This is a genomic window from Streptomyces sp. CA-250714, assembly GCF_050936705.1.
GTDB lineage: Bacteria > Actinomycetota > Actinomycetes > Streptomycetales > Streptomycetaceae > Streptomyces.
Genome location: NZ_JBNJMI010000002.1, coordinates 615,228 through 640,819 on the forward strand (window position 1 = coordinate 615,228; position 25,592 = coordinate 640,819).

Genomic DNA, 25,592 nt, shown 5'->3' on the forward strand with positions numbered 1-25,592 from the left:
CCTGCCGGGCACCTGGCCGTCCCTCAACCACGGGGGGTGAGGGACGGCCAGTCGTCGGTCACCGGTCACCGATGGCGCCACGCGGCCGGGCGGCCACCCACCGCGCGGCCGGCAGCCGGTCAGCCCCGAGCGGACTCGATACGGAACATCTGGTGGCGGTCCGAGGTGCAGCGCTGGGCAACGGCCTCCGAGCCCTCGGCGGAGACGGGCCGTGCGATGCCGACACAGCGGTCCCCCTCGGTCCGCAGGACATACGCGTCCTTGCCCCGTACGGGTACGAGGCGGAAGAGGTCGGCGCGGTCGCACGCGTCCCAGGGCTCCAGGAGATCCTTGCCGGGCCCCGAACCGAGGACCTTGAGACAGCCGGTGCCGAACTCGGGGTGGTGCCACTGGATCCGGTGACGGTTGGCGCCCGGCTCCAGGGGCAGCTCGGTCGTCTGCGGCGCAGTCTGCCCGCAGGGGCGCTGCACGGCGACCTGCGAACCGTAGCGCCTGTCGCGGACGTGGCCGTCGGTCACACACAGCCGCGGGGCGGAGAGCGGGCGCAACCGCACCGGACCGCGGGGCACGTCGCTGTCCCCGCTCGCCGCACCTCTGTCGGCGGAGGAGTCCTTCGCGGCGTCGGTGACAGCTGCGGAGCGGGATCGCGGCTTGTCGCCACCGGATCCGTCACCGCGGGTGCCGAGCACTCCGGCCGTGGCCGCCAGCAGTACGGCGACCGAGAGCGGGACCAGCAGACGGGGCCGCAGGAAGTGCCGCGGCAGCCGTCGGATGCGGGGAGCCGCGGCGGCCGTTGCGGGTGGGCCGGCGGTGCCTGCCGGGGCGCTCGTGGCGGCGGCCCCGTCCAAGGCCGCGGAGCCGGACGAGCCGGCGGCGTCGGCGGGGGCGGCTCCGCCGGTGGAGCCCTCGGCGTCGCCGCCCTCGCCCTGGGCGAGGGCATCCCGTGTGCGGACCCACTCCGCCAGGTTCCGCTCGTGTCCGCAGGCCCGGACGAAGGCGGCAAGCAGCTCGGGCCGGGGGGGCCTCCTGCCGCTGAGCATGGAAGAGAGAGTGCTGCGTGGGAGGTAGTCACCGGCCGCGGCAGCACGCTCCTCCAGCTGCCGCAAGGTAAGACCCGACGCCTCCTTGAGCTGTCGCAGACACTCCAGGAACTCGGAGACGTCCTGAGCACGCGGTAACCCGGTCTTCTCCTGGGAATCCATGCGGTACCCCTATCAGACCGGTGCCCGCCTGACTACTGGCGCGCGGTGCTCCTGCCGCAGGACACGGCAGGTCCACGGTCGGCAGGCCCCTCGCGTTCTGATGATTTTCGGTACGAGGAAGTCCGCCCGTAACCCCCGCCCGGCCAGGCGCCGTCCGTGCAATTGGGCGAAGTACGACGGCGGGAGCGCGCTCGACCGTGGCCGTGCGCCTGTCAAGATTCACGACGCGTACGCTGGACGCATGGCTGACCCGAAACAATCCGAGCTCGACGCCCTGTACGAGGACGCGAACGCGGGCGTGATGGAAGCACGGCAGCGCGTCCGCGACGCAGCGGCCGGAAAGGACAGTGCCCGGCTCGACATCGCGCTGGACGAACTGGAAGCGGCGCTGGCGCACCGCGAGGCAGCGCGCCTCCGCACTCGGGAAGACGCCTGGATCCTCACAGCTCTGGGAGCGGCGAACGCGATCGACCCGGAGTTCCACGGCGGCGACCCGACGCAGCCGGCCGAACCGGAAGAGGACGCCGACGACGACACACCGCTGGCCAGCTGAGCCGTTGGCCGGCGTCGGCCCCCGCCCCGGCCCCGCACGGAAGTTCAGTCCCCGCGGGGTGCGTACATGATGACGGCCATCCCGGCGAGGCAGATCAGCGCGCCGATGACATCGAAGCGGTCGGGGCGGTAGCCGTCGGCGACCATGCCCCACGCGATCGACCCGGCGACGAAGATCCCTCCGTACGCGGCGAGGATGCGTCCGAAGTTGTCGTCGCTCTGCCAGGTGGCCACCACTCCGTACAGACCGAGCGCGACGACGCCCGCGCCCGCCCAGAGCCGGCCCCGGTGTTCCCGGAGGCCCTGCCAGACCAGCCAGGCCCCTCCGATCTCGAACAGCGCGGCGACGGCGAACAGGGCGATGGAGCGAGCGACGAGCACAGCGGGGTCTTTCCGGTAGGAGTCGGCAGGGCGGGGGCGCCCCATGGGGAGGCGTTTCGTCCCCTGTGACAGGATCTTCGCCCATGGCCAGCACTGAACGACCGATGCCACCCCTCGACGCCGATGAGCGTACGACCCTGGAGGGCTGGCTGGACTTCTACCGGGCGACTCTGGCGACGAAGTGCGCGGGGCTCAGCGAAGAGCAGCTGCGCAGCACCTCCGTTCCGCCCTCCCCGCTGACGCTGCTCGGCCTGGTCCAGCACATGGCCGAGGTGGAACGCAACTGGTTCCGCCGGGTGCTGATGGAGGAGGACGTACCGGCCATCTACCCGCCCCGGCCCAGCAACCCGGACGGCCGCGACGACGGGTTCGGCCTCCTCGACGACATCTCGTTCGAAACCGCCCACGCCACCTGGCAGGACGAGATCGCGCGCGCCCGCGCCAACTGTGCCGCCCGGCAACTGGACGACACCGCCCCCTTCATGGGCGGTCGGGTCAGCCTCCGGTGGATCTACTCCCACATGGCCACCGAGTACGCCCGCCACAACGGCCACGCCGACTTCCTCCGCGAACGGATCGACGGCAGCACCGGCGCCTGACCGACGGGCCTCCGCCTCCTCGCCGTCGGCGGCTCGGCGAGATCAGGGCGCCAGCCGGTCCAGCTCCTCCCCGATCGCCGCACGCACGGCGTTGTGCCGCGGGCCGAGCGCGAACCGCTCGTCGGCCCACCTGTCCCGCGGATACAGCCACACCGGCCGGCTCACGACGTCCTCCGGCTCCCATGCGAACCTCGGCCACACATGTGCGTGCAGAAACGGGTCGGTGTTCCCCAGGATCTCCAGGTTGACCCGCAGGAAGTCCGGATCCAGCCGCTGGCAGGCGTGTTCGACGGCTTCGCCCAGCCTGTCCATGTCGGACAGGAACGCCAACCGTTTCCGCCTCGGAAGCCCGGACAGCCGCTGCACCGCCGGGTCGTCCACCAGGAGCACCGAGTATCCGGGGAGGAACTGCACATCCCCCAGCACCGCGAACCCTGCTTCCAGTCTCCGGAGCACCGCCGGGTTCTCGCCCCGGAGCGCGCTGCCGATCCGGTCCTTCCGCCAGTCGTCGGTCATGGTCGGCGACTGTACCCGGCACCGACGGGCCGACGGCCGAACTCCCGGACGAGCCGGGCGGCGTGCGGCGTGCGGTGTGGCGGCCGGGAGGAAATGTGCTGTCGGGGGTGCGGGCGTGGGACGTACCTTCGGGGGATGGCGTACGGAAATCCGGCGACGCGGCAGTCCCATCACGTGTGCGTTGACTGCCGGACGTCCTACAAGCGCAACGGCTCACCCGCCCCGTGCCCGGAGTGCGGGCGGCCTCTGACGGATGCCGGTGCCCAGTTGGCGGTGCCTCCGCGACGGGACCGCGACGGCTGGCGCGCGCTCGCCGCCGTACTCGACGCGGGGCTGCGCTTCCACGCCACCTGCGCATGCTGCAACGACGGCCCAGGCCACCGGCCGCGCACCATGCGCGAGGTACGCGAGTGCCTCGAAGTGGCCGACCGCACGGGCCTGCCATTGGCGAAGGTCCTCACCATGCCCGAACCCACCGACGCGTACGACGAACAGCATGCGCGGGGCGGCGGATGCGCCCCGTAAGGGGCGCGGGGAACTGCGCGACAAGCCACAATGAGCCCGCATTCCGCAAGCGCCAGGCAGGGGCACCTCCTCATCGGAACAACGAAGACGGCCCGGTCAAGATCCGCCGGACAAGCCCTGGTCGTACGGTCGACCGGCGGACGCCACCCCGTGGGGGCCGTCCCAGCGGTGCGGGTCGTCCTCCAACTCGGCGCGGTTCCAGCCACCGTGCTCGGCTGCGGCCTCGTACGTGGTCTGGAGGAACTCGGCCAGTGTCCGGTCCGGATCGTCGGCAGTGCGTACTGCCTCGTACGGCAGCAGGAACTGCCCGTGCTGCGCGCTGTAGAAGGCGCTGGAGGGCAGCACCGGGTGCTCCCGGAAGCCGTCCGGCTCGGGATAGGCGTAGGCGTAGAAGGCGCCCTCCTCGCCGCCGCCGGGCCAGAAGCCGCAGCTGCTCAGCTCCCGGGAGTAGCCCTCCACCATCACCCAGTCCCCGCAGTGCGGCGCCCCGCCCGGGTGGGTCGGGGCCGGACGGCCCGAGAATCGGGTGCAGGCCAGATCCATGGCGCCCCAGAAGAAGTGCACCGGGCTGACCTTGCCGACGAAGCGGGCCCGGAACTGTCCCAGCACCCGGTCGGCTTGGAGGAGCTGCCGCCAGAACAGATGGGCGGCGTGCGGGTCGTACGAGGCGTGGACGGTGTCCTGCGGGAAGGGGATCGCCTGCTCCACCTCGTTGGGCCAGGGCTGGATCGGGGTCTCGACGCCCAGTTCGTGCAGGGCGCGCACCGCCTCGTCGTAGAACTGCGCGACGGGTTTGGGCTCCAGGATCACCCCGCGTGCGGTGCCCTCGGTGGTGCGGATGCGGAGCTGGTGGTCGATGAAGTCGAACTCGATGTCGAAGGCGCCGGTGCCGTACGGGATGGTCGACGTCGTGAGCCCGCGCGGAGTGACGTAGAACGTCACCTGCCACCAGTGGTTGACCAGCGGAGCGTGGGCCAGCCGGATCTTGCCGATGATCTGCGTCCACATATGGAGGGTGTCGCGGGTCGCGGTCCAGTCCGCCACCCGGAGCTTCGGCCACGCGCTGCGGGCAGGCGCCGTCATCAGCTCTACCACCGCCACCTCCTTCGCCGCCCCTCCCCCGATGGTGGGTCCGGTCCGCCGGGCCGACAACTCGGGAGCCCGGGACCCCCGGACCCGGGCGACGGTCCGCAACCCCTTGGGCGCGCAGCGTGCGAGTGTGGATCAGTGCGGCGGAAACTCCGCCTTCCATCCGCCTTGCCGCACATTCCGGTCATGCGGCATACGTTGTGGAGTGGGCGTGCCGGGGCCATACTCCTCGTCAAACAGGGGGCGCAGACAAGCGAGCGGGGGCACGCATGGTCGCGTGGATCGTTTTTGTGGTGCTGTTGATTCTGGTCCTCACTCTCATCTACCGGTGGACCGCCAGTCCGCCCAGCCTCAACCCGCGGAACGCCGCGCGCGGGGGCTCGGGCGGCGGGAACACCGCACACGCGTGGTCAGCCGGTGAGCACATGAACCCGAGTGACACGGACAGCGAGAGCTCCGGCAGCGGCGGCGAAGGCTCCGGCAGCGGCGGTGAAGGCGGGGCCTCCTGCGGGGGTGGCGGCGGAGGTGGCGCCTCCTGCGGCGGCGGAGGTGGCGGCGGCGGATTCTGACCCCTCAGGGACCGGTCCGGGTGCCCTGCCGGGTACCGAAGGCACCCGGCCGCAGCGGCTGACTACGCTGCACAGGTGACCATCGAGCTGACCCTCCTGGACCGAGTGGCCTACCGCGGCCAGGAGGTCACCGCGCCCCGGCTGCGCGGACTCCTCGCCCTGCTCGCCGCCGATCCGCGTACCGGTTGCAGCACCGGGTGGCTGGTGGAGGGGCTGTGGCCGCTGGAGCAGCCGGAGCGGCCGGGCAAGGCGTTGCAGGTGCTCGTCTCCAGGGCACGGACGCAGCTGGGCGCCGAGGTCATCGTCAGCACGCCCAGCGGCTACCGGCTGGGCCTCTCCGACGACCAGGTCGACAGCTCGGCGCTGCTGCGGTACGCGGCGGCGAGCGCCGAGCGGGCCAGGGCCGGGGATCACGCCGCGGCACTGGCGCAGGCCGAGGCGGGTCTGGCGCTGTGGGAGGGCGAGGACGGCGGGGCCGCCGATGAGGGGCTGTACGACCCGGTGGCGGCGCTGCGCGCGGAGCGGGCGCCGGTACGCAGATCGCTGGCGCGCGCGCTGGCGCTGGCGCGGGCGCGGCTGGGGCGGTACGCGGAGGCCGTCGGCGCGTTGGCGGAGCTGGCCGCCGAGCAGCCGCGGGACGAGGAGGTGCTCGCCGAGCTGCTGCGCGCCGAGGCGGCCACGGCGGGTTCGGCCACGGCGCTGGCCCGGTACGAGACCTACCGCCGCGCACTCCGCGAGGAGTTGGGGACCGATCCCGGCGCCGCTCTGGCTGCCGTACACCAGGAGTTGCTCAAGAGCGAGGCGCCCCAGGTGCGGCAGGGCATACCGCACGAGCCGAATCCGCTGCTGGGCCGCGATGCCGAAGTAGCCGCGGTGAAGGGGCTGTTGCGTACGTCCCGGGCCGTCACGATCACCGGTCCCGGAGGGCTCGGCAAGACACGGCTCGCGCACGCCGTGGCCTGGCAGGCGGAGCAGCGGACGGTGCACTGCGTACCGCTGGCCGGCGTCATCGCCGACAGCGATGTCGCGGGTGAGGTGGCCTCGGTACTCGGCCTCGGCGACACCAGGCACTCCGGCGCCGGGCACCCGGCAGGCGGGCCTCAGACGGGCGGGCCTCAGGCAGGCGGTGCCGACCCGGCCGCCGCCGCGATCGCGGGCGCGCTCGGCGCCGGGCCCGCGCTGCTGGTGCTCGACAACTGCGAGCACGTCGTGGACGGCGTCGCCGCCCTCGTGCGGTCGCTGCTGGCGCTGGCCCGGGACGTACGGGTGCTGGCCACCAGCCGGGCGCCGCTGGGGCTCACCTCGGAGTCGGTCTTCCGGCTTCCGGAGCTTGCGCCGACGACGGCGGCCGAGCTGTTCCGGCAGCGGGCGCGGGCGGCCCGGCCGTCCGTCGAGCTGCCACCGGACGAGGTCGAACGGCTGTGCCGGCAGCTGGACGGGCTGCCGCTGGCGGTGGAGCTCGCGGCGGCCCGGGTGCGGGTGCTGTCCGTACCGGAGATCGCCGACCGGCTCTCCGACCGCTTCCGGCTGCTGCGCGGCGGGGCGCGGGACGTACCCGAGCGGCACCGCACCCTGCGGGCCGTCGTGGAGTGGAGCTGGAACCTGCTGGAGCCGGCGGGCCGGGCCGCGTTGCGTACGCTGTCGGTCTTCCCCGGCGGCTTCACCGGGGAGGCCGCCGAGCACGTTCTCGGGGACAAGGGCGACGGTCTCTGGGGCGAGGACGGCAGTGGTGGCGATGTGCTGTTCCTGCTGGAGCAGTTGGCGGACCAGTCGCTGCTCAAGGCGGCCGACACCGCCGCGGGCGTACGGTTCTCGATGCTGGAGACGGTACGGGAGTTCTGCGCCGAGCAGCGCAGCCGAGCGGGCGAGGACGAGGCCGTCACCGAACGGTTCCTCGGCTGGGCCCGGGACTTCGGGCTGGCACACCACGACGCGCTGTTCCGCCCCGATCCGATGCCCGCCTGGCAGCGCGTCCGGGCCGAGCAGGACAACCTCGTCCTGGCGCTGCGGCAGGCGCTCGCCCGCGACGACGGCCCCACGCTCGCGGCCACCACCGCCGTGCTCACCGCATTGGGGACGACGGAGACCAACTACTTCCGTCTGCTGTCGGTCATCTCCGACACCGGCCACGCGCTGTCCCACTTCCGCCCGGAACCCGCTTACGTGGAAGTGACCAGGACCGCCGCGGTGCTGTCCACGGCCACACTGTTCATGGGATACGGCCCGCACGCCGTACGCCAGTTGGTCGTCCTGCGGCGGCTGCCGCCCGCGCCGCCGGACACGCTGTTGCGGGCGCTGACGGTGGTCTTCCGCTCCGTTCCCGACATCCGGGGGACCTCCTCGCCGCTGCTCGTGGAGCTGTGCGCCGGTGAGGAGCCGCTGCTGGTGGGCGTCGCCGAGGGCCTCGCCGGCTATCTGTGGGAGTACGAGCACGACGCGGAGCGCGCGTTGGTCTCCGCGCGCCGGATGCACGCGGCGCTCGATCCGCTGGGTATTCCCTCGGTCCAGATCCTGACCAACGCCCGGATCAGCGAGCTGTGCCTGCGCACCGAGCGGGGTGCGGAGGCCGTCCCGTATCTGCTGGCCGGACTGACAGCCCTGCGGCGGCTCGGCGACGGCACCGACTCGATCGGCGTCCGCTGGGGTCTGGTGCTGGCCAATCTGCAGCGCGGGGCGATCGAGGAGGCCGAGCACTGGCTGGAGCAGGCGATGGCCGAACAGCCGTACTACGTGCCCGACTTCTTCACCCCGGATCTGGGCGCGCGCGCCGAGATCGCCCTGGCCCGCGGTCTGACGGAGGTCGGCCTGGGGCTGTGGCGGCAGGCCGTCGACCGGCTGCGGAACGGCTCACCGATTCCGGGACGCGACCCGTTCATGGAGCCGTGGTGGCTGGAGCTGCAATCGGTCGCCGTGGTGGCACATGCCCAGCACGGCCGGCTGGAGCCGGTGGAAGACCTCGTCGACCAGCTGCGGCAGCGGCTGCGGATGCTGATCGACCGGCCCGGTGCGGTGACCGGCTCGCCGGAGGAGCTGCCCGTGCACGGCACCGTGCTGCTGGCGCTGGGCATGGCGGGCCTGGCCCGTGGTGACACCTCGGCCGTGCGGCTCGTGGCACTGGCCGAACGGCTGCGGGTGCTGCGGGACTTCCATCCCACGATGTCCTCCGCCCGCTCCCGGCAGGCCGCCGAACAAGCCGACGGGGCGGCGTACGCCGCTGCCGTCGCGGAGTACGCCGCCCTGGGGCCGGCGGAGTTGCGGGCCGCCGTCCTGGCGGCGGTCCGGTGACGGGGCACGCTAGCGCGGGTCCCGGGTGAACAGCTTCTTCGACCAGAGGTAGCCGAGCACGCTGAGCCCCAGGCACCAGGCCACCGCCAGCCATCCGTTGTGACCGATCCCGGTGCCCAGCAGCAGTCCGCGCAGCGTCTCGATGCCTACGGTGAAGGGCTGGTACTCCGCGATCCACCGGATACCGGCCGGCATCGATTCCACCGGTACGAAGGCGCTGGAGATGAAGGGCAGCAGCATCATCGGCAGACCGGCGTTGCTGGCCGCCTCCGGGTTGGGACTGGCCAGGCCGATACCGACGGACACCCAGGTCAGTGCGAGACCGATCAGGGCCAACAGGCCTGCGGCGGCGAGCCATTCGAGGGCGGTGGCGTCGGTACGGAACCCGATGGCCAGCGCGATGCCGACCACCAGGACGAGTGCCAGCAGCACCTGGAGCACGCTGCTGAGGACGTGCCCGATGAGCACGGAGGCGCGGGAGATGGCCATGGTGCGGAAGCGGGCGATGATGCCCTCGGTCATATCGGTGCACACCGACACCGCCGTGCCGATGGCCACCGAGCCGACGGTCATCAGCAGGATCCCCGGGGTGAGGTAGTCGACGTAGTCGGTGCGGTGCGCGCCGGATCCGACGATGCCGGTGCTCATCGCGTCGCCGAAGACGTAGACGAACAACAGCAGCATCAGCACCGGCGTCAGCAGGACGTTGAGCGTCAGCGAGGGATAGCGGCGCGCGTGCAGCAGGTTGCGGCGCAGCATGATCAGGTTGTCGCGGGTGGCGAGGGGCAGGGAGGTCATCGCAGGGTCTCTTCCTGGGCGTCGGTACGAGCGGTACGAGCAGCGCTGTGGGCGGAGTTGTCGGTGCCGGGCCGGGAGCCGTGTTCGTGGGTCCGGTCGGTGACGGCGAAGAACACGTCGTCCAGATCGGGCGTGTGCACGGTCAGCTCGTCGGCCTGGATGCCCGCGGAGTCCAGCCAGTCGAGGATGGCGCGCAGTTCCCGCTGGGTGCCGTCGCTGGGGATCTGCAGGGCCAGCCCTTCGTCGTCCCGGGTGGTCACCCGCAGGGCTTCGGCGGCGTGTTCGTAGGCTGCCGGTGCGTCGAAGCGCAGCCGCACATGCCCGCCGGGGATCAGCCGCTTGAGCTCCTCCGGGGTGCCCTGGGCCGCGATCCGGCCGTCGCTCAGCACGGCGATACGGTCGGCGAGTTGGTCGGCTTCCTCGAGGTACTGCGTGGTGAGGAAGACGGTGACGCCGCCGGAGACGAGTTCGCGGATGATCCGCCACATGTTGTGGCGGCTGCGCGGGTCCAGGCCGGTGGTCGGCTCGTCGAGGAAGATGATCCGCGGGTTGCCGACCAGCGTCATGGCGATGTCGAGGCGGCGGCGCATACCGCCGGAGAAGGTGGCGGCGGGCTTCTTCGCCACATCCGCCAGATCGAAGCGCTCCAGCAGGTCGGCGGCGACCCGGCGGCCTTCGCGGCGGCCGAGGTGGTGCAGATCGGCCATCAGCAGCATGTTCTCCTCGGCCGTGATCACGTTGTCCACGGCGGAGAACTGCCCTGTGACACCGATCGCGGCGCGGATCAGGTCCGGCTCGCGGGCGAGTTCGTGGCCGCCGACGCGGATGTCTCCGGCGTCCGGTGTGATCAGGGTGGAGAGGATCTTCACGGCGGTCGTCTTGCCCGCACCGTTCGGGCCGAGCAGCGAGAAGACGCTGCCCTCCGGAACCTGCAGGTCGATGCCGTCCAGCACCGTCTTGTCGCCGTACGCCTTCCGCAGTCCGGTGACCGCGATCGCCCAGGGGGCCTGCGTTGTGTGTGTCGTCGTCATGCCCCGAATCGTGCGCGGAGCCGGCTTCAGCACGGCTTCACCCCGGTTTCAGCCCGGACCGGCTGCCCGGACGGGCTGAAACCGGCCCGCGTGCGCGGCGGTCACGCGGGCCGTCACCAACGCGGGGGCGGGCGTTCGCCGCCGCGCGCCGGATCAGCAAAAGCCGCGCACCGGATCAGCAGGACCCGTGTACTGGATCGGCAGGACCCGCGCCCCCGGATCAGGAGGAACCGCGCCGGATCAGTTCCGTACGGAGCACCAGCGTGGGCTGCCCGTCCGTACCGTCCCGGCCACCGGAACGGTGCCGGGTGTGCTCCTGGTCGCGGGCCATCAGGTCCAGCAGCATCCGGACCATGGCGCGCCCCATCTCCTCGATCGGCTGCCGTACGGTCGTCAGCGGCGGGTCCATGTGCCGGGCGACGGCCGAGTCGTCGAACCCGACGAGGGCCACGTCCCCCGGCACGTCCCGCCCGGCCTCGCGCAGCGCCAGCCGGGCACCGGCGGCCATCACGTCCGAGGCGCAGAAGACCGCGTCCACCTCCGGGTCCCGCTCCAGCAGTTCGCGCATGGCGCGGTGTCCGCCTTCTTCGGTGAAGTCGCCCTGCGCGACGAGGCGTTCCTCAGCTGCGGAACCCTCCTTTCCGGCCGCGCGGAGCGCTTCCTGGTAGCCGTCGAGCCGGCAGCGGGACGCGTACATGTCCAGCGGTCCGGTGATGGTGGCGACCTTCCGCCGCCCTCGCCCGATCAGGTGCTCGACGGCGATCTGGGCGCCGAGCAGATTGTCCGAGTCGACGTAGGGCAGTTGCTCGGCGTGCGAGCGGCGGCCGCTGAGCACCGCGGGCATACCCACGTCCCGCAGCAGATCGGGCAGCGGGTCGTCGGCGTGCACCGACACCAGCAGTACGCCGTCCACGCGGTGGGCCGCGGCGTACTGCGCGAAGCGTTCGCGCCCCCGCTGGTCGCGGATGAGGGTCAGCAGCAGCTGCATGTCCGTGTCGCCGAGCTCGGTGCTCACTCCGCGCAGGATCTCGGAGAAGTAGGGCTCGGCGAACAGCCGGTTCTCCTGTTCGGGTACGACGAGGGCGATGGCGTCCATGCTTCCGGCGGCCAGTGCCCGGGCGGCCCGGTTGGGGACGTAGCCCAGTTCGGCCACGGCGGCCTGGACCGCGGCCCGGGTGCGCTCACTGACCCGCGGGGAGCCGTTGATGACCCGGGAGGCCGTTCCCCGGCCGACGCCCGCACGTGCGGCGACCTGTTCCAGGGTCGGTCCGGACTTCGCCGGCCCGGACTTCCCGGCGCCTTCCGCGCGGGCTGCTGGCATGGACGCGTCCTCCTGCTCTCCCCTGCCCTGGTGGGCGCTGTTCCCCCGCCCTGACGGGCGCTGACGGGCGCGAGTCGTTGTCGCTGCCGGGCCCATTGAACTACATCGGCACCGGATCAGCTCCGGGAGCGCTCCCTCGGCGTATCTCTTGACGCGGAGCGTTACCTCGCGCATGCTGCAACGCATCGATGGGAGCGCTCCCACGCCCACGCTCCATGGTGTCGGGGGCTGCTTCCTGCTTGACGCGGGTCCGGGAGGGACGGCACAGCCATGCGTACGACCAGGAAGAGAACCCTGCGGCAGCCACTCCGCAGCCGGCCCGTCACCTACGGCCTCGCGGCCGTACTGGGGGCGGGCTTACTCGCCGGATGCGCCGAGGACAGCGGCGGCTCCGACAGCGGCGACGGCAAGACCACCATCTCGGTGGGGGTGTTCGGCGTCTTCGGCTACAAACAGGCCGGCCTCTACGACGAGTACGAGAAGCTCCATCCCAACATCCGGATCAAGGAGAACTCGACGGAGCGCAACGAGGACTACTACCCGGCCCTGCTGAACCACTTGTCCGCCAACAGCGGACTGAGCGACATCCAGGCCGTCGAGGTCGACAACATCAACGAGGTCGCCGGGCTGCACTCGGACAAGCTCGTCGACATGGCCAAGGTCGACGGAGTGCGCAAGTCCGACTGGCTGGACTGGAAGTGGAACCAGGCCAAGGCCGAGAACGGCCAGGTCGTCGGCCTGGGCACGGACATCGGCCCGATGGGCGTCTGCTACCGCAAGGACCTGTTCGAGAAGGCCGGGCTGCCCACCGACCGGGACCAGGTCGGCAAGCTCTGGGCGGGCGACTGGGACAAGTACGTCGAGGCCGGCGAGAAGTACATGAAGTCCGCGCCCAAGGGCACCGCGTTCACCGACGGCGCCGCCGGTCTCTACAACGGGGCCGTCTCCAGCTACCCCGTCAAGTACTACAACGCCGACGGCAAGCTCATCTACAAGAAGAGCAAGGCCGTCCGTGAGTCCTGGGACCTGGCCATGCGCGCCGTCGAGGGCAAGATGACCGGCAAGCTCAAGCAGTTCGACAAGGAGTGGGACCAGGCCTACGCCAACGGCGACTTCGCCAGCGTCATCTGTCCGCCCTGGATGCTCGGCTACATCAAGGAGAAGGCCGGCGACAAGGGCGCGGGCAAGTGGGACGTGGCGGCCGCGCCGAAGCCCGCCAACTGGGGCGGCTCGTTCCTGACCGTTCCCAAGGGCGGCAAGAACGAGAAGGAAGCGGTCAAGCTCGCCAAGTGGCTCACCGCGCCGAAGCAGCAGGCCAAACTGTTCGAGAAGCAGGCCAGCTTCCCCAGCTCGCAGACCGCCTACGCGCTGCCCGAGGTCAAGGGCGCCGAGCACCCGTACTTCGACAAGGCGCCGATCGGCACGATCTTCTCCGAGGCCGCCGAGGGCATTCCGACCATCCCGCTCGGTCCGAAGGACCAAGTGATCAAGACGACCATCTCCGACATCGGCATCCTCCAGGTGGAACAGCAGGGCAAGAACCCCGAGGAGGGCTGGAACGCCGCGGTGAAGAAGATCGATGACGTCGTCGAGGACTGAGCCACTCCCCCGCGTCCGGGCAGCCGGGCGCCCCGTGCCGGCGGACGGCGACCGCGAGCGCCCCGAGGAGCGCCGCGGCCGCCGCCGGCACCGGTGGGACGCCCGGTGGAGCCCCTACGCCTTCATCGCACCGTTCTTCGTCTTCTTCGCCGCCTTCGGCCTCTTCCCGCTGCTGTACACGGGCTGGGCCTCGCTGCACCGGGTTTCGCTGCACGACCCCACGCGGATGGAGTGGGTCGGTCTGCGCAACTTCTCCCGGCTGCTGGAGGACGACTTCTTCTGGAACGCCCTCCAGAACACCTTCACCATCGGCGTGCTGTCGACGGTGCCGCAGTTGCTGATGGCCCTGGGCCTGGCCCATCTGCTCAACTACAAGCTGCGCGGGTCGACGTTCTTCCGCGTCGCCATGCTCACTCCGTACGCCACCTCGGTCGCCGCCGCGACGCTGGTGTTCACGATGCTGTTCGGCCGCGACTACGGAATGATCAACTGGGGGCTCGGGCTGGTCGGTATCGATCACATCGACTGGGAGAACGGCACCTGGACCTCGCAGTTGGCCGTCTCGTCCATCGTCATCTGGCGGTGGACCGGTTACAACGCGCTGATCTACCTCGCCGCCATGCAGGCCGTCCCGAACGATCTGTACGAGTCCGCGGCGCTGGACGGGGCCAACCGCTGGCAGCAGTTCCTGCACGTCACCATCCCCTCGCTGCGGCCGACGATCCTGTTCACCGTGGTCGTCTCCACCATCGGCGCCACCCAGCTCTTCGGTGAGCCACTGCTGTTCGGCGGTTCGCAGACCGGCGGCGGCTCGCACCAGTACCAGACGCTGGGGCTGTATCTGTACGAACAGGGCTGGTTCGACTTCCAGCTCGGCCGGGCCTCCGCCATCGCCTGGACGATGTTCCTGATCCTCATCGTGATCGGCCTGGTCAACTGGCTGATCGCCCGACGTCTCACCAAGACCCACTGAAGGGGGCGGGACATGCTGCCAACCACGGCCCAGCGCCGCACCCGTACGACTGCGGGGAAGGCCACCGGCACCGCAGGGACGACTGCCGTGACGGGCGGCGGGCCGGCTCCCCGCAGAGCCACCAGGAAAGCCGGCAGCGCCGGCCGGCAGCTGCACGCGGGACGCTTCACCTACGGCGTCCTGCTGCTGTTCACGGCTGGATCGCTCTTCCCGTTGCTCTGGACGGCCATCGCCGCCTCCCGGAACAACCAGCGGCTGGCGGAGACCCCGCCGCCGTTCTGGTTCGGCGGCAACCTGTTCAGCAACATGACCACCGCGTGGCAGGACGCGAACATGGGCAAGGCGCTGCTCAACACCACGTTCGTGGCCGGCAGCATCGCGCTGAGCACCGTACTGTTCGCCACACTCGCCGGGTACGCCTTCGCGAAGCTCCGTTTCCGCGCCAAGAACGCGCTGCTGATGATGGTGATCGGCACGATGATGGTGCCGCCGCAGCTCAGCGTCGTACCGCTGTTCATGGCAATCGCCGAACTGGAGTGGACCAACCAGCTCCAGGCGGTGATCCTGCCGATGATGGTCAACGCGTTCGGCGTCTTCTTCATGCGGCAGTACCTGGTCAACGCGCTGCCGACGGAGCTGATCGAGGCCGCACGCGTGGACGGCGCGCACAGCCTGCGGATCGTATGGCACGTCGTCTTCCCCGTGGCCCGGCCCGCGATGGCCGTGCTGGGCATGCTGACGTTCGTGCTGGCCTGGAACGAGTTCTTCTGGCCGATCATCGCGCTCACCCAGGACAACCCCACCGTCCAGGTCGCCCTGACCGGACTCGGCCGCGGCTACATCCCCGACGAGTCCGTCATCATGGCCGGCGCCCTGCTGGGCACCCTGCCGTTGCTGCTCGCCTTCGCCCTGTTCGGCAAGCAGATCGTCGGCGGCGTCATGCAGGGAGCCGTCAAGGGCTGAGCAGATTCCGTGCGGTCCGGGGCGTGGGACCCGGCGCCGCGCGGTACGGAGCCGTGCGGGAGGCCGTGTGGGGCGACCTCCCTCACGGCTCCCCTCCCCCTTCACCCTCCCCCTCCTCCCCGAGCACCAAGACGAGCCAGGGCGCAGCTGTGCCCGCACACCATGGGAGCGCTCCTATGACATCCGTCCCCGCCGACACCGCGGTGACCACCGCCGAGACCGCCGAGACCGCCGCACCTGTCCGCTTCCCCGCCGGCTTCCTGTGGGGCGCCTCCACCGCCGCGTACCAGATCGAGGGCGCGGTACGGGAGGACGGTCGCGCCCCGTCCATCTGGGACACCTTCTCCCACACTCCGGGCAAGGTGGCCGGTGGCGACACCGGGGATGTGGCCTGCGACCACTACCACCGCTACCGGGACGATGTGGCGCTGATGGCCGAACTGGGCCTGGGCGCCTATCGTTTCTCGGTGGCCTGGCCCCGGATCCAGCCGACCGGACGCGGCCCCGCCGCGCAGCGCGGGCTCGACTTCTACCGCGCGCTGACCGATGAACTCCTCGCCGCCGGAATCACCCCGCTCCTCACCCTCTACCACTGGGACCTGCCCCAGGAGCTGGAGGACGCCGGAGGCTGGCCGGAGCGCGAGACCGCGTACCGCTTCGCGGAGTACGCGGCAATCGTCGCCGATGCGCTGGGCGACCGCGTCGATCTGTGGACCACCCTCAACGAGCCCTGGTGCAGCGCCTTTCTCGGCTACGGCTCCGGGGTGCACGCGCCCGGGCGTACCGACCCCGTGGCGGCGCTGCGCGCGGCGCATCACCTCAACCTGAGCCACGGCCTGGCCACCCAGACGCTGCGCGCTGCCCTCCCCGAAAGTGCCCGGATCAGCGTCAGCCTCAACCCGGCCGCCGTACGCCCCCGTACCGAGGCGCCGGCCGACCAGGACGCGGCCCGCCGTATCGACGCGCTGGCCACCCGCGTCTTCACCGGGCCCATGCTGCACGGCAGATACGACGAGGACCTGCTGGCCGACACCGCCGGGCTCACCGACTGGTCCTTCGTACGGGACGGCGACCCGGCCCTCGCCCATCAGCCGCTCGACGGCGTCTGTCTGAACTACTACACCCCGACAGTGGTCTCGGCCGCCCCGGACGGCACCGAGCCCGAGCGCAACGACGGGCACGGCGGCGGTGCGCACTCGCCCTGGCCGGGTGCGGACCGCGTCGCCTTCCACCAGCCACCCGGCGACCGGACGGCCATGGGGTGGAGCATCGACCCGAGCGGCCTGACCGAACTGCTCCTCCGCTTCCATCGCGAGGCCCCCGGAACGCCGCTCTACGTGACCGAGAACGGCGCCTCCTACCCCGACGCACCGGACGCCGACGGACGGTTCCACGACCCCGAACGCATCGCATACGTCCACCGCCATCTGCAAGCCGTGCACCAGGCCATCCAGGAAGGCGCCGATGTGCGGGGCTACTTCCTGTGGTCGCTGCTGGACAACTTCGAGTGGGCATGGGGCTACGACAAGCGCTTCGGCCTGGTGCACGTCGACTACGCGACCCAGCGGCGCACCCCGAAATCCAGCGCATCCTGGTACGCCCGTATCGCCCGCACCGGGGAGCTGCCGCCGGAGTGAGCCGGACGCCGGGCCTCGCCGGAACGGCTACAGCGCTCCGTCGTATGAGGAACGGCTACTGCTCTCCGTCGTAGACGAGCAGTCCGTCCTCCCGCAGCCGGGCGCCCGGGGTGGGTGGGTGTTCGGTGAGGCGGCCGTCGTGGGTGAGGTGCAGCACGGGCCGGCCCCGGGCGAGTACGGCGAAGTCGGCGATGATCCGCCGGTGGCAGCGCCACCACACCGACTCCCCGCACAGCACGGCCGTACGGGTGCCGGCGGCCTCGCGCAGCAACTCGTCCATGGCGGCGAGGAAGTCGGGGCTTCGGGTGTGCCCGGCGTAGCCGCGGAAGGAGGCGTTGCGCCAGTAGGTGTCGGGGGCGTCCGGCGCGGCCTGCCGGAAGCCACCGAGCCGCTTTTCCCAGCGGTAGCCGACGCCCTGCTCGGGCAGCCATACGCGGAGTGCTTCCCGGCGCGCGTCGGGGTTGTGCCGACTGCCCGGTGCGCTCCGTACGTCCACGACGGACCGCACCTCGGCGCCGTGCAGCAGCCGGGCCAGCTCCTCGCGTCCGGCCGTGCCGTGGCCGAGGGTCAGCAGCGGCTGCACGCTCTCCACCCGCCCAGGATGACACCGGCCCGGCCACTCCGCCGGGCCGGGCCGTGTGCTTCACAGACCGTGGCTGCGTTGTCCCGTCACCAGCGCGCTGACACCTGCTTCGGTCACGGCCGAGAACGGGTCCCGATGGGCGGCGACCGCCTGGCGGGTCTCCTCGGCGACGAGATCGGCGTTGATCTGTGTCGCGGCGACGGCTCCTGCCGCTGCCGCGTTGCCGACCTGCGCCGCGAGCTCGGTGACGTTCCCCGCGACCCAGACGCCGGGCACATCGGTACGGCCGGTGGGGTCGGCGGCAAGGTGCTCGCCGACCCCCATCGGGTGTTCCACCGGGCGCAGCCCCAGCGGGGCCAGGAAGGCGGCGCGTGCCGTCATCCGGGGCGCGACGACCAGTACCTCGCGGCTGACCAGGGTGCCGTCGGCGAGCCGTACCCCCGCCAGCCGGTCCGCCACGATCTCCAGCGCCGCCACCTCACCGTCGACCACCCGGATCCCGCGAGCGGCCAGCTGCTCCGCCTCCGCACCGGCCGGTGCCGGCATGGTGTGGGAGAAGACCGTGACATCGGCGCTCCACTGGCGGAACAGCAGCGCCTGGTGCACCGTCATCGGTCCACTGGCCAGCACACCGACGGCCCGGTCCCTGACCTCCCAGCCGTGGCAGTACGGGCAGTGCAGCACATCGCGGCCCCAGCGCTCCCGCAGCCCCGGCACCCGCGGCAGCTCGTCCACCACCCCGGCGGCCACCAGCAGACGCCGCGCCCGTACGGTCCGCCCGTCGGCCAGCGCCACGACGAACCCGTCCTCCTCGCGGGCCGGAGTGGGCACAGGCTGCTCATGCGCCGCGGGAGCCCCTGCCTGCTCGCGGATCACCCTCGCCACCCTGCCGGGCACGATCTGACCGCCGTAACGGCGAACTTCCGCCCGGCCGCGTTCCAGCAGCCGGGCCGGGGGGATGCCGTCGTGGCCCAGCAGCCCGTGCACGCCCTCGGCCGGGGCGTTGCGCGGATCGCCGGCGTCGATCACCACCACCGACCGCCGGGCCCTGGCCAGCATCAGCGCCCCGTTCAGTCCGGCGGCGCCACCGCCGACCACCACCACGTCATAGCCGTCCCTCAGCTGCTCGGTCATCATGACCACCTCCGCCGACGACCATGCGGACCTACCGAGGCGAGCGGCAAATCCTGTTGCCGATCTGGCAACCTGAAGGCATGGACGACGACCTTGATCAAGCACTCGACGCGGTCGGACCACGACTCCGCGCACTGCGGCGGCAGCGCGAGACGACGCTCGCGGAGCTGTCGGCGGCAACCGGAATCTCGGTGAGCACCCTCTCCCGGCTGGAGTCCGGCTCCCGCCGCCCGACCCTCGAACTGCTGCTCCCGCTGGCGAAGGCGCACGGCGTCACGCTCGACGAACTCGTCGACGCCCCGCCGACCGGCGACCCCCGCATCCACCTGCGTCCGGTCACCGCGTACGGCATGACCCTGCTGCCCCTGAGCCGCAGGCCCGGCGGCATCCAGGCGTACAAACTCGTCATCCCACCCGGCGACTCCCCGCGGGAACCCGAGCCGCAGACCCACGACGGATACGACTGGATCTACGTACTCGACGGTCGGCTGCGGCTCGTTCTCGGCGAGCACGATCTGGAGCTCTCGCCCGGCGAGGCAGCCGAGTTCGACACCCGCGTACCGCACTGGTTCGGCGCCGCCGGTGCCCAACCGGTCGAGATCCTCAGCCTGTTCGGCCGTCAGGGCGAACGCGCCCACCTCCGAGCCCGCCCCAAGTAGGGCTTGCCGGGACATCCCGCGTACCCGACACGCGGGCTGCTCCCCACGGCACGCGGGGGACGGTCAGCTCACGGGGTTGTGCTTCAGGACGGCTTCGATGAGGCCCGGCTCCGCCTGGGGGAAGTCCATCGGAACGATGCCGAGGCCCGTCCGCCCGGCCATCTCGGAGCCGTTGAGGAAGTCCCGCACCTGCGGGTTGAGACGGTCCGCGTTCCAGACGGGCGGCAGCCCGGCGGCCGTGGACACGAAGTTGATGTAAAACGGGCCGGGTCGGGACGCCGCCTCGCGGAACTGCTCCGTGATCTTCGGGTACTTCGCGAACGGCTCGGCCTGGTAGTCGTCCTGGATGTCGAAGATCCCGGTGTCCGTCCAACGGACCCCCGGCAGCCCGCCGTTGTCGGCGAGCAGCATGACCTTGCCCCGCGCCTCACCGAGCGTCGGCAGCGTGCCGTCGAGCCGGAAGAGGGAACGCCAGCCCTTCTCGTCCAGGTACGTGTCGAAGATCCGCCGGAACTCCTCGTCGCCGACCGTCGAGTACTCCTGCTTCACCCGCATCAGCACCGTCTCACCCGGGTGCGCGGCGAGGAAGTCGCGGCAGGCGATCAGCACATCGCCGAACATCAGGTGCTGGAAGAACGCCCCGTGGTGGATGGCGAACACCCCGTCGATGGCCCGGCAGCGGACGTCCAGGAACCGGATCCCGGCAGTCAACTGGTCGGCTATCAGGGTGTCCTGGCACTCCACCCAGGCCCCGCCGAACCGCGCCCCGGAGTCGTGGCTGCCGGGAATCGTCAACGAGCGCAGCGGGGTCGAAGCACCCAGCGCCGCCATCCAGTCCTGCGGCGCGAGCCGCCTACGGGCACGGGCGCGCCCACCGTCCCGCGCCGCTGCCACCCCACCGCCGCCGGCGAGCGCAAGCGCCCCCGCCGCCGGAAGCACCGCCGCTCCCCTCAAGAACCCCCGCCTGTCCACGTCCGAACTCCCCCCGTACTCCTGGGCCGATGTCCGCGGACATCATGGTTCACGGCGTGACGCGGGGGAAGGGTGCGAGGGATGTGGTGACGTGACGACGGTTTCGCTGTGACGGGCTCACGACATCCGGCCCGCGCTGTCCCGACCATGCGCCCGCCCGAGCGCGCGGAGGTGCCCGGCCGAGCCCGCGGATGTGCCCGCCCGAGCGCGCGGGGTGCCCGGCCGAGCGAGCCGGGGCGCCTGACCGGGCGCCGCCGGTTTCCCCCGTACGATCGGCGGGACGGCAGGTGGACGCGGGGAGGCGGCAGAGGGCGGAGGCGGAGAACGACCATGGAACGGCGACAGGACCCGACGCCGGACGCCGGTGCTATCCCCTTCCGGTCCACCACCGGGCGCTGGGTGCTGCTGGCGACCGTACTGGGCTCGGCCATGGGCTTTCTCGACGCGACCGTCGTCAATGTGGCACTGCCCGCGATCGGGCGGGACGTCGGTGCCGATGTGTCCGAGCTCCAATGGGTGCTCGACGGCTATCTGCTCACCCTCGCCGCGCTCATCCTGCTCGGCGGCTCCCTCGCGGACCGCTACGGGCGAAGGCGCGTCTTCATCCTCGGCGTCGTCTGCTTCATGATCCCGTCCGTGCTGTGCGCGGTGGCACCGAACGCCGAGATCCTCATCCTCGCCAGGGCGTTGCAGGGTGTCGGCGCCGCGCTGCTCACGCCCGGGAGCCTGGCCATCATCCAGGCGACCTACCGCTCCGCGGACCGGCCCGCGGCCATCGGCGCCTGGTCCGCACTCACCGGGGTCGCCTCGGCGCTCGGTCCCATCGTCGGCGGCTACCTCATCGACGCCTTCTCCTGGCGGTGGATCTTCCTCCTCAACGTACCGATCGGTCTGTTCGTCATCGCGGCCACTGCCCGCCGGGTCCCGGAGAGCCGCGACCCGGCCGCGACAGGGCGGCTGGACGTACGCGGCGCGGTGCTGGCCACCGTCGGGCTGGCCGGGATCACCTACGCGCTGATCGAGGGGCCGCGCGGCGAGTCGCCCGGCTGGCTGACGGCCGCCGCTCTCGTCCTCGGCACCGTCGCGCTCGTCGGCTTCGCACAGACGGAGCGCCGTGCGGCCAGTCCGATGCTGCCTCCGGGCGTCTTCACGGCGCGTCAGTTCCTCAGCGCGAACGCCGTCACCTTCGTGGTGTACGCCGCGCTGGGCGGTGTCTTCTTCCTGCTCGTCGTCTTCTTGCAGACCTCCCTCGGTTACACCCCGCTGTACGCCGGCGCGGCGTCGCTGCCGGTGACGTTGCTGCTGCTGGCGCTCTCCTCGCGGGCCGGGGCGCTGGCCCAGCGCATCGGGCCGCGCATTCCGCTGACGGTCGGACCGCTGCTGCTGGCCGCCGGGATGCTGCTGATGCTCCGCATCGAGGTGGGCGAGGGCGGCATGGGGGCCTACGCCGCGTCAGTGCTGCCCGCGGTCCTGGTCTTCGGGCTCGGCCTGGCCACCACGGTGGCGCCGGTCACCGCGACGGCCCTGGCGGCAGCACCCTCCGAGCACTCGGGGGTGGCCTCCGGTGTCAACAACGCCGTCTCCCGAGTCGCCCAGCTCGCGGCCGTCGCCGCGCTTCCCGTCCTCGCCGGGATCGGCGGCAGCGACTTCGCGGACCCGCGTGCCTTCGCGGACGGCTTCCGCTCGGCCATGCTCATCACCGCGGGGCTCGCGCTGGTCGGCGCGGTGCTCGCCTTCACGACGATTCGCCGCGATGTCTTGGCGCCGCCGCCGGTTGCTGCCGCGGAGGGCGCTGCCGCGGAGCGCGCCGTCGGGGAACCGTGCCCGTATGAGTGCCCCGTTGCCGGCACACCGCTGCGGCCCGCGCCGCCGCGGGCCGCCTCGGATTCGCCGGACGAGCCTTCGCCCTGACGGTGTGCTGGGAGAGCCCCGCTCTCTGCGCTTGGGAGGTCTGCTCCCCCAGACTCCGTCCGGGAGGTGCCCCCAGGGCGCAGGGTGGGCAAGCGCAGCCCTCCATGCCGGGCAAGCCCTAGTCGGCGGCCTGGAGGATCGGCTCCGTCGATCGGCCCATGCCGTGGGGGCATGTCCAGCTGGGGATGCCATCGATTTCGGCGGCGACGGCGGGGTGGTTGTGGCCGGGGCACGGGGGGAGGGGGATGCCGCCGGTCTCCTCCAGGACGGCGTCCTGGAACCTGTCGGCCAGCAGCACCACGGCATCCGTCTCACCCGTTGCCGCCGCCAGCTCGACGGTGACCGCCGAGCCGTCGGCAAAGCTCAGCGTTGCCTCGACGTCCGCCGCCCCGGCGGCACCGGCACCCGCGGCCACCGTGACGGTCGCATCGGGCGGCGCCCCCACCTGCCGCAGGATCGACTCGGCCCACTCCTGGACCAGTTCGCTGGTCATCTGCCGTCGGCTCATCGCCACTTCTTCGCCTCGACGTTGCTGGTCCGGGTCAGCATGCCTGTTCAGCTCCGCCCTTCGCCACGCAACACCGCGCCGACACCCGGGTGCCCGGCGGTGCCGGGCGGCACGGGGCGACGGCGCGTAGGTTCGTCGTCGCGGGACCGTCTCCGACAGCTGTGAGGTCGATGGGGGCTGCATGCGGGTTTCTGCGTACGTCATCCTCCCGGCGAGCGTGCTCGTCGTACTGGCCGCGCTGCTCGCCCCCGTACCGCCGTCGACCGCGAGTGACGGCCAAGGCCCCGGCCCGGCGACGGGGCCCGGATTCAGCCGCGGATTCGACCGGCCCGTGCAGGGCTTCGCACCCGCCGACACGGTGCTGCGGCGCGCGACCCCCGCGGAGGAGGGGCTGGATCCGGCACCCATCGACGCTTTTCTGCGTCGGCTGAAGGGCTGGACCGATCCTGAGCGCGGTGCCGATTACCTCTTCCCCGGAGCGACCGCGTTGCTGGGCCACGACGGCGCCGTCGTCGCCCGGCGGGCGAGTGGTGACGCCGTGCGCTTCACAGCAGAAGGGGAGCTGCCGCCGGGCCAGCGGGTACCGGCCCGTACCGACACCATCTACGATCTGGCGTCGCTCTCGAAGCTGTTCACCGCCATCGTGGCCGTACAGCAGCTCGACGCCGGGCGGCTGCGGCTGAACGCACCCGTCGCCCGCTATCTGCCCGCCTTCGCCGCCCAGGGGAAGGGCGGCATCACCGTCGAGCAGTTGCTCACCCATACCTCCGGCCTGCCTGCTGACCCCCGGCCACCGCTGTGGGAGAACAGCGGCGGCCTGCGGGCGCGGCAGCAGGCGATCCTCCGGACCCGGCCCGTCACCCCACCGGGAGCCGCGTACCGCTACTCGGACCTCAACCTGATCAGTCTCCAACTGCTGCTGGAGCGGGTGACGGGCCGACGGCTGGACGCCCTCGTGCGGGAGGGCATCACCGAGCCGCTGCGGATGCGCGACACCTCCTACAACCCGCCCGCCGCCTGGCGGCCCCGGATCGCCGCCACCTCGTACAAGGCCAGTCCCGACCGGGGGCTGCTGCGCGGGACGGTGCACGACGACAACGCCTGGGCCCTGGGCGGTGTGGCCGGGCACGCCGGAATCTTCTCCACCGTGGACGACCTCGCGGTGCTCGCCCAGGCGCTGCTCAACGGCGGTACGTACAAGGGCCGGCGGATCCTCCGTCCACACGCTGTCACCTTGCTGGAGCGGAACTACACGAGCCGCTTCCCCGGGGACGACCACGGCCTCGGCTTCGAGATCGACCAGGCGTGGTACATGGGCGGCCTCTCCTCGCCGCGGACGGTGGGGCACACCGGTTTCACCGGCACCTCACTGGTGATCGACCGTCAGTCGCGCTCATTCGCGATCCTGCTGACCAACCGGGTGCACCCCCTCGACGAGACGCCCTCGACCAACCCCGCGCGACGCGCCCTCGCCCAGGCGCTGGCCCGGTCGATCCCGGTACGGGCACCAGGGGGCGGGCGCTCATGGTTCGACGGGCCGACGGACGGCCAGGACACCGGCGGCACCAGCGGCACCAGCGACGACGACACCGGCGGGCAGGGCGGCAGCACGCTGACCACCGGGCCGCTCGTGGTGGCTCCGCCACGCAGCCGCGGTCCGCTGCGCATCGGCTACGACGCCTTCGTGGACACCGACGAGACCGATCGGTTCGCACTGGAACAGAGCACGGACGGCGGCCGAAGTTGGCGCACCGTGCCGGGCACCGAACGGTCCGGGTACCACGGGCGCGCCTGGCAGCGGGTGCACGCCCGGCTCCCGGCGGGTCCGTATCCGGCGGGCCTGCGGCTGCGCTGGCGCTACACCACCGCTGTCTCCGGAGGCCGCGGCGTGAACCTGGCCGGAGTGCTGGTGACCGACGGAGCGCGAGTGCTGCTCAACAGCGACTGCCCCGACGCCCCACTGACGGCGCACGGCTGGCGCCCGCTCCCCCCGCCCTGGCCGCTGGCGCACGCCGCCGGACTCCCCGCCGGCGGCCTCGCCATCGGCTGCCCACCCGACGCGGGCCCGCGCGCCGGTCGGCACCCGCACCCGGGCCGCTGACCGAACCGGGCGTCGGCGGTCATCGTCGTACGCGTCGGGTACGGCGACCAGCCGGTGCAGCAGCACGCAACCGCGCCGCAGCTCCGGCCCCGGCCCCGATGCGCGTATCTGCGTGAGGACCACTGGGGTGCGAGGCGACGATCTCGGGCACCTCGCCGCCAGTCATCCCCCGGGGCAGGCTGACGCCGCGTCAGGGGGGGTCATCCCGTAGACGGCCGCCGTGACCGCGCCGTAGGCCAGATGCGGCACCAGGTCGGACAGCCAGTCGGCGGGGCGCCAGGTACGCGGGTCGGAGACCTTCAGCAGTGCCGACGGCACATCGGAACCCGCCATCGCCGCCAGGCCGGTGACCAGCGCGGCCAGCGGCAGCGGCGGGCGCCATGGGAGCGCGCGCGACGCGCCGTACAGCGCGCCGACGCCGACGCCGGTGAGGATGCCGAGCAGTGCGCCCGACGCCGAGGCGCGGTTCTCCCGCGCCTCGGCGTCGCCCGGTAGGAGCACATGCGTACGGTTGCTGAGACGGTCGGCGATTTCCCGTGGTACGGAGCTGCCGGCCCGGCCGCGCAGCACCATGTCCGCGTACGTGACGGCGTTGAGCGCGGTCGTACCGGCCGCCCCGGCGACAGCTCCTGCCCATACCCGGCGCATCATGGACCGGCCGTTCCCGGGACGGCCGCATTCCCA

The 25,592-nt window shown here is 71.9% G+C and carries 24 protein-coding genes; 12 read left to right on the plus strand and 12 right to left on the minus strand.

The window, feature by feature from the left end:
* Positions 1-119: 119 nt before the first annotated feature.
* Positions 120-1,202 (minus strand): helix-turn-helix domain-containing protein, encoded by a 1,083-nt coding sequence (locus tag ACQEU8_RS21620; RefSeq protein ID WP_433103540.1) that lies wholly within the window; start codon positions 1,200-1,202, stop codon positions 120-122.
* 241 nt (positions 1,203-1,443) lie between these two features.
* On the opposite strand from ACQEU8_RS21620, the gene ACQEU8_RS21625 reads away from it, so the two are divergent.
* The gene (locus ACQEU8_RS21625) at positions 1,444-1,755 is read left to right on the plus strand and encodes a hypothetical protein (RefSeq protein ID WP_433103542.1); all 312 of its coding nucleotides are present in this window, start codon (positions 1,444-1,446) and stop codon (positions 1,753-1,755) included.
* A 44-nt stretch (positions 1,756-1,799) separates the two neighbouring features.
* Here the strand turns inward: ACQEU8_RS21625 and ACQEU8_RS21630 are convergent, their stop codons facing one another.
* A complete protein-coding gene (locus ACQEU8_RS21630) occupies positions 1,800-2,135 on the minus strand; it encodes a YnfA family protein (protein WP_433108623.1) in 336 nt (111 codons plus the stop codon).
* Between the two features lie 83 nt (positions 2,136-2,218).
* Here ACQEU8_RS21630 and ACQEU8_RS21635 point away from each other — a divergent pair, with 83 nt between their 5' ends.
* Positions 2,219-2,734: a DinB family protein gene (locus tag ACQEU8_RS21635; RefSeq protein ID WP_433103544.1), complete on the plus strand. Its 516-nt coding sequence runs from the start codon at positions 2,219-2,221 to the stop codon at positions 2,732-2,734.
* Between the two features lie 42 nt (positions 2,735-2,776).
* On the opposite strand, the gene ACQEU8_RS21640 is transcribed toward ACQEU8_RS21635, so the two are convergent.
* Positions 2,777-3,250, minus strand: coding sequence for an HIT family protein (locus tag ACQEU8_RS21640; protein ID WP_433103546.1), 474 nt, complete (start codon positions 3,248-3,250; stop codon positions 2,777-2,779).
* Between the two features lie 273 nt (positions 3,251-3,523).
* Here ACQEU8_RS21640 and ACQEU8_RS21645 point away from each other — a divergent pair, with 273 nt between their 5' ends.
* Entirely contained in the window at positions 3,524-3,775 is a 252-nt protein-coding gene (locus tag ACQEU8_RS21645) for a hypothetical protein (RefSeq protein WP_433103548.1), read from the plus strand.
* Between the two features lie 96 nt (positions 3,776-3,871).
* On the opposite strand, the gene ACQEU8_RS21650 is transcribed toward ACQEU8_RS21645, so the two are convergent.
* Positions 3,872-4,858 (minus strand): DUF5996 family protein, encoded by a 987-nt coding sequence (locus ACQEU8_RS21650; RefSeq protein ID WP_433108625.1) that lies wholly within the window; start codon positions 4,856-4,858, stop codon positions 3,872-3,874.
* Between the two features lie 275 nt (positions 4,859-5,133).
* On the opposite strand from ACQEU8_RS21650, the gene ACQEU8_RS21655 reads away from it, so the two are divergent.
* Together ACQEU8_RS21655 and ACQEU8_RS21660 are read left to right on the plus strand one after the other, a co-directional pair.
* Positions 5,134-5,433, plus strand: coding sequence for a hypothetical protein (locus ACQEU8_RS21655; protein WP_433103550.1), 300 nt, complete (start codon positions 5,134-5,136; stop codon positions 5,431-5,433).
* A 75-nt stretch (positions 5,434-5,508) separates the two neighbouring features.
* Positions 5,509-8,718, plus strand: coding sequence for an ATP-binding protein (locus tag ACQEU8_RS21660; protein ID WP_433103552.1), 3,210 nt, complete (start codon positions 5,509-5,511; stop codon positions 8,716-8,718).
* 9 nt (positions 8,719-8,727) lie between these two features.
* Here the strand turns inward: ACQEU8_RS21660 and ACQEU8_RS21665 are convergent, their stop codons facing one another.
* The 3 genes from ACQEU8_RS21665 to ACQEU8_RS21675 all read right to left on the minus strand — a co-directional run bounded on the left by ACQEU8_RS21665 (position 8,728) and on the right by ACQEU8_RS21675 (position 11,868).
* Positions 8,728-9,516, minus strand: coding sequence for an ABC transporter permease (locus ACQEU8_RS21665; protein ID WP_433103554.1), 789 nt, complete (start codon positions 9,514-9,516; stop codon positions 8,728-8,730).
* Positions 9,513-10,547 (minus strand): ATP-binding cassette domain-containing protein, encoded by a 1,035-nt coding sequence (locus tag ACQEU8_RS21670; RefSeq protein ID WP_433103556.1) that lies wholly within the window; start codon positions 10,545-10,547, stop codon positions 9,513-9,515. The genes ACQEU8_RS21665 and ACQEU8_RS21670 overlap by 4 nt, the downstream gene beginning before the upstream one ends.
* 220 nt (positions 10,548-10,767) lie before the next feature.
* Entirely contained in the window at positions 10,768-11,868 is a 1,101-nt protein-coding gene (locus tag ACQEU8_RS21675; protein ID WP_433103558.1) for a LacI family DNA-binding transcriptional regulator, read from the minus strand.
* A gap of 270 nt (positions 11,869-12,138) precedes the next feature.
* Here ACQEU8_RS21675 and ACQEU8_RS21680 point away from each other — a divergent pair, with 270 nt between their 5' ends.
* The 4 genes from ACQEU8_RS21680 (at position 12,139) to ACQEU8_RS21695 (ending at position 17,040) form a co-directional block, all read left to right on the plus strand.
* The gene (locus ACQEU8_RS21680; protein ID WP_433103560.1) at positions 12,139-13,467 is read left to right on the plus strand and encodes an ABC transporter substrate-binding protein; all 1,329 of its coding nucleotides are present in this window, start codon (positions 12,139-12,141) and stop codon (positions 13,465-13,467) included.
* Positions 13,448-14,440, plus strand: coding sequence for a carbohydrate ABC transporter permease (locus ACQEU8_RS21685; RefSeq protein ID WP_433103562.1), 993 nt, complete (start codon positions 13,448-13,450; stop codon positions 14,438-14,440). Before ACQEU8_RS21680 ends, ACQEU8_RS21685 begins: the two co-directional genes overlap by 20 nt.
* 12 nt (positions 14,441-14,452) lie before the next feature.
* Entirely contained in the window at positions 14,453-15,403 is a 951-nt protein-coding gene (locus tag ACQEU8_RS21690) for a carbohydrate ABC transporter permease (protein ID WP_433103564.1), read from the plus strand.
* A 176-nt stretch (positions 15,404-15,579) separates the two neighbouring features.
* Complete coding sequence (locus ACQEU8_RS21695) at positions 15,580-17,040, plus strand: GH1 family beta-glucosidase (protein WP_433103566.1); 1,461 nt, start codon at positions 15,580-15,582, stop codon at positions 17,038-17,040.
* A 55-nt stretch (positions 17,041-17,095) separates the two neighbouring features.
* Here the strand turns inward: ACQEU8_RS21695 and ACQEU8_RS21700 are convergent, their stop codons facing one another.
* Positions 17,096-17,632: a DUF488 domain-containing protein gene (locus ACQEU8_RS21700; RefSeq protein ID WP_433103568.1), complete on the minus strand. Its 537-nt coding sequence runs from the start codon at positions 17,630-17,632 to the stop codon at positions 17,096-17,098.
* 51 nt (positions 17,633-17,683) lie between these two features.
* The gene (locus ACQEU8_RS21705; protein WP_433108627.1) at positions 17,684-18,757 is read right to left on the minus strand and encodes an NAD(P)/FAD-dependent oxidoreductase; all 1,074 of its coding nucleotides are present in this window, start codon (positions 18,755-18,757) and stop codon (positions 17,684-17,686) included.
* Between the two features lie 80 nt (positions 18,758-18,837).
* Here ACQEU8_RS21705 and ACQEU8_RS21710 point away from each other — a divergent pair, with 80 nt between their 5' ends.
* Entirely contained in the window at positions 18,838-19,416 is a 579-nt protein-coding gene (locus ACQEU8_RS21710) for a helix-turn-helix domain-containing protein (RefSeq protein ID WP_433103570.1), read from the plus strand.
* 63 nt (positions 19,417-19,479) lie between these two features.
* On the opposite strand, the gene ACQEU8_RS21715 is transcribed toward ACQEU8_RS21710, so the two are convergent.
* Positions 19,480-20,388, minus strand: a complete 909-nt coding sequence (locus tag ACQEU8_RS21715; RefSeq protein WP_433103572.1) for a phosphatidylinositol-specific phospholipase C — start codon at positions 20,386-20,388, stop codon at positions 19,480-19,482.
* 330 nt (positions 20,389-20,718) lie between these two features.
* Between ACQEU8_RS21715 and ACQEU8_RS21720 the strand changes: the two genes are divergently transcribed.
* Positions 20,719-22,299 carry a DHA2 family efflux MFS transporter permease subunit gene (locus ACQEU8_RS21720; protein WP_433103574.1) on the plus strand — a complete coding sequence of 527 codons (1,581 nt, stop codon included), beginning with the start codon at positions 20,719-20,721 and terminating at the stop codon, positions 22,297-22,299.
* Between the two features lie 118 nt (positions 22,300-22,417).
* Here ACQEU8_RS21720 and ACQEU8_RS21725 read toward each other — a convergent pair whose 3' ends face one another.
* Entirely contained in the window at positions 22,418-22,807 is a 390-nt protein-coding gene (locus ACQEU8_RS21725; RefSeq protein ID WP_433103576.1) for a hypothetical protein, read from the minus strand.
* Positions 22,808-22,988: 181 nt separating this feature from the next.
* Between ACQEU8_RS21725 and ACQEU8_RS21730 the strand changes: the two genes are divergently transcribed.
* The gene (locus ACQEU8_RS21730; protein WP_433103578.1) at positions 22,989-24,908 is read left to right on the plus strand and encodes a serine hydrolase domain-containing protein; all 1,920 of its coding nucleotides are present in this window, start codon (positions 22,989-22,991) and stop codon (positions 24,906-24,908) included.
* Between the two features lie 162 nt (positions 24,909-25,070).
* Here the strand turns inward: ACQEU8_RS21730 and ACQEU8_RS21735 are convergent, their stop codons facing one another.
* Positions 25,071-25,559: a hypothetical protein gene (locus ACQEU8_RS21735; RefSeq protein ID WP_433103580.1), complete on the minus strand. Its 489-nt coding sequence runs from the start codon at positions 25,557-25,559 to the stop codon at positions 25,071-25,073.
* Positions 25,560-25,592: the final 33 nt, after the last annotated feature.

Coding starts and splice junctions, on each gene's coding strand:
- ACQEU8_RS21625 (WP_433103542.1), top strand. CDS start 1,444: ATGGCTGACCCGAAACAATCCGAGCTCGACGCCCTGTACGAGGACGCG.
- ACQEU8_RS21670 (WP_433103556.1), bottom strand. CDS start 10,547: ATGACGACGACACACACAACGCAGGCCCCCTGGGCGATCGCGGTCACC.
- ACQEU8_RS21680 (WP_433103560.1), top strand. CDS start 12,139: ATGCGTACGACCAGGAAGAGAACCCTGCGGCAGCCACTCCGCAGCCGG.
- ACQEU8_RS21650 (WP_433108625.1), bottom strand. CDS start 4,858: ATGACGGCGCCTGCCCGCAGCGCGTGGCCGAAGCTCCGGGTGGCGGAC.
- ACQEU8_RS21620 (WP_433103540.1), bottom strand. CDS start 1,202: ATGGATTCCCAGGAGAAGACCGGGTTACCGCGTGCTCAGGACGTCTCC.
- ACQEU8_RS21725 (WP_433103576.1), bottom strand. CDS start 22,807: ATGAGCCGACGGCAGATGACCAGCGAACTGGTCCAGGAGTGGGCCGAG.
- ACQEU8_RS21685 (WP_433103562.1), top strand. CDS start 13,448: ATGACGTCGTCGAGGACTGAGCCACTCCCCCGCGTCCGGGCAGCCGGG.
- ACQEU8_RS21705 (WP_433108627.1), bottom strand. CDS start 18,757: ATGACCGAGCAGCTGAGGGACGGCTATGACGTGGTGGTGGTCGGCGGT.
- ACQEU8_RS21710 (WP_433103570.1), top strand. CDS start 18,838: ATGGACGACGACCTTGATCAAGCACTCGACGCGGTCGGACCACGACTC.
- ACQEU8_RS21735 (WP_433103580.1), bottom strand. CDS start 25,559: ATGATGCGCCGGGTATGGGCAGGAGCTGTCGCCGGGGCGGCCGGTACG.
- ACQEU8_RS21695 (WP_433103566.1), top strand. CDS start 15,580: ATGACATCCGTCCCCGCCGACACCGCGGTGACCACCGCCGAGACCGCC.
- ACQEU8_RS21635 (WP_433103544.1), top strand. CDS start 2,219: ATGGCCAGCACTGAACGACCGATGCCACCCCTCGACGCCGATGAGCGT.
- ACQEU8_RS21640 (WP_433103546.1), bottom strand. CDS start 3,250: ATGACCGACGACTGGCGGAAGGACCGGATCGGCAGCGCGCTCCGGGGC.
- ACQEU8_RS21665 (WP_433103554.1), bottom strand. CDS start 9,516: ATGACCTCCCTGCCCCTCGCCACCCGCGACAACCTGATCATGCTGCGC.
- ACQEU8_RS21730 (WP_433103578.1), top strand. CDS start 22,989: ATGCGGGTTTCTGCGTACGTCATCCTCCCGGCGAGCGTGCTCGTCGTA.
- ACQEU8_RS21675 (WP_433103558.1), bottom strand. CDS start 11,868: ATGCCAGCAGCCCGCGCGGAAGGCGCCGGGAAGTCCGGGCCGGCGAAG.
- ACQEU8_RS21720 (WP_433103574.1), top strand. CDS start 20,719: ATGGAACGGCGACAGGACCCGACGCCGGACGCCGGTGCTATCCCCTTC.
- ACQEU8_RS21655 (WP_433103550.1), top strand. CDS start 5,134: ATGGTCGCGTGGATCGTTTTTGTGGTGCTGTTGATTCTGGTCCTCACT.
- ACQEU8_RS21690 (WP_433103564.1), top strand. CDS start 14,453: ATGCTGCCAACCACGGCCCAGCGCCGCACCCGTACGACTGCGGGGAAG.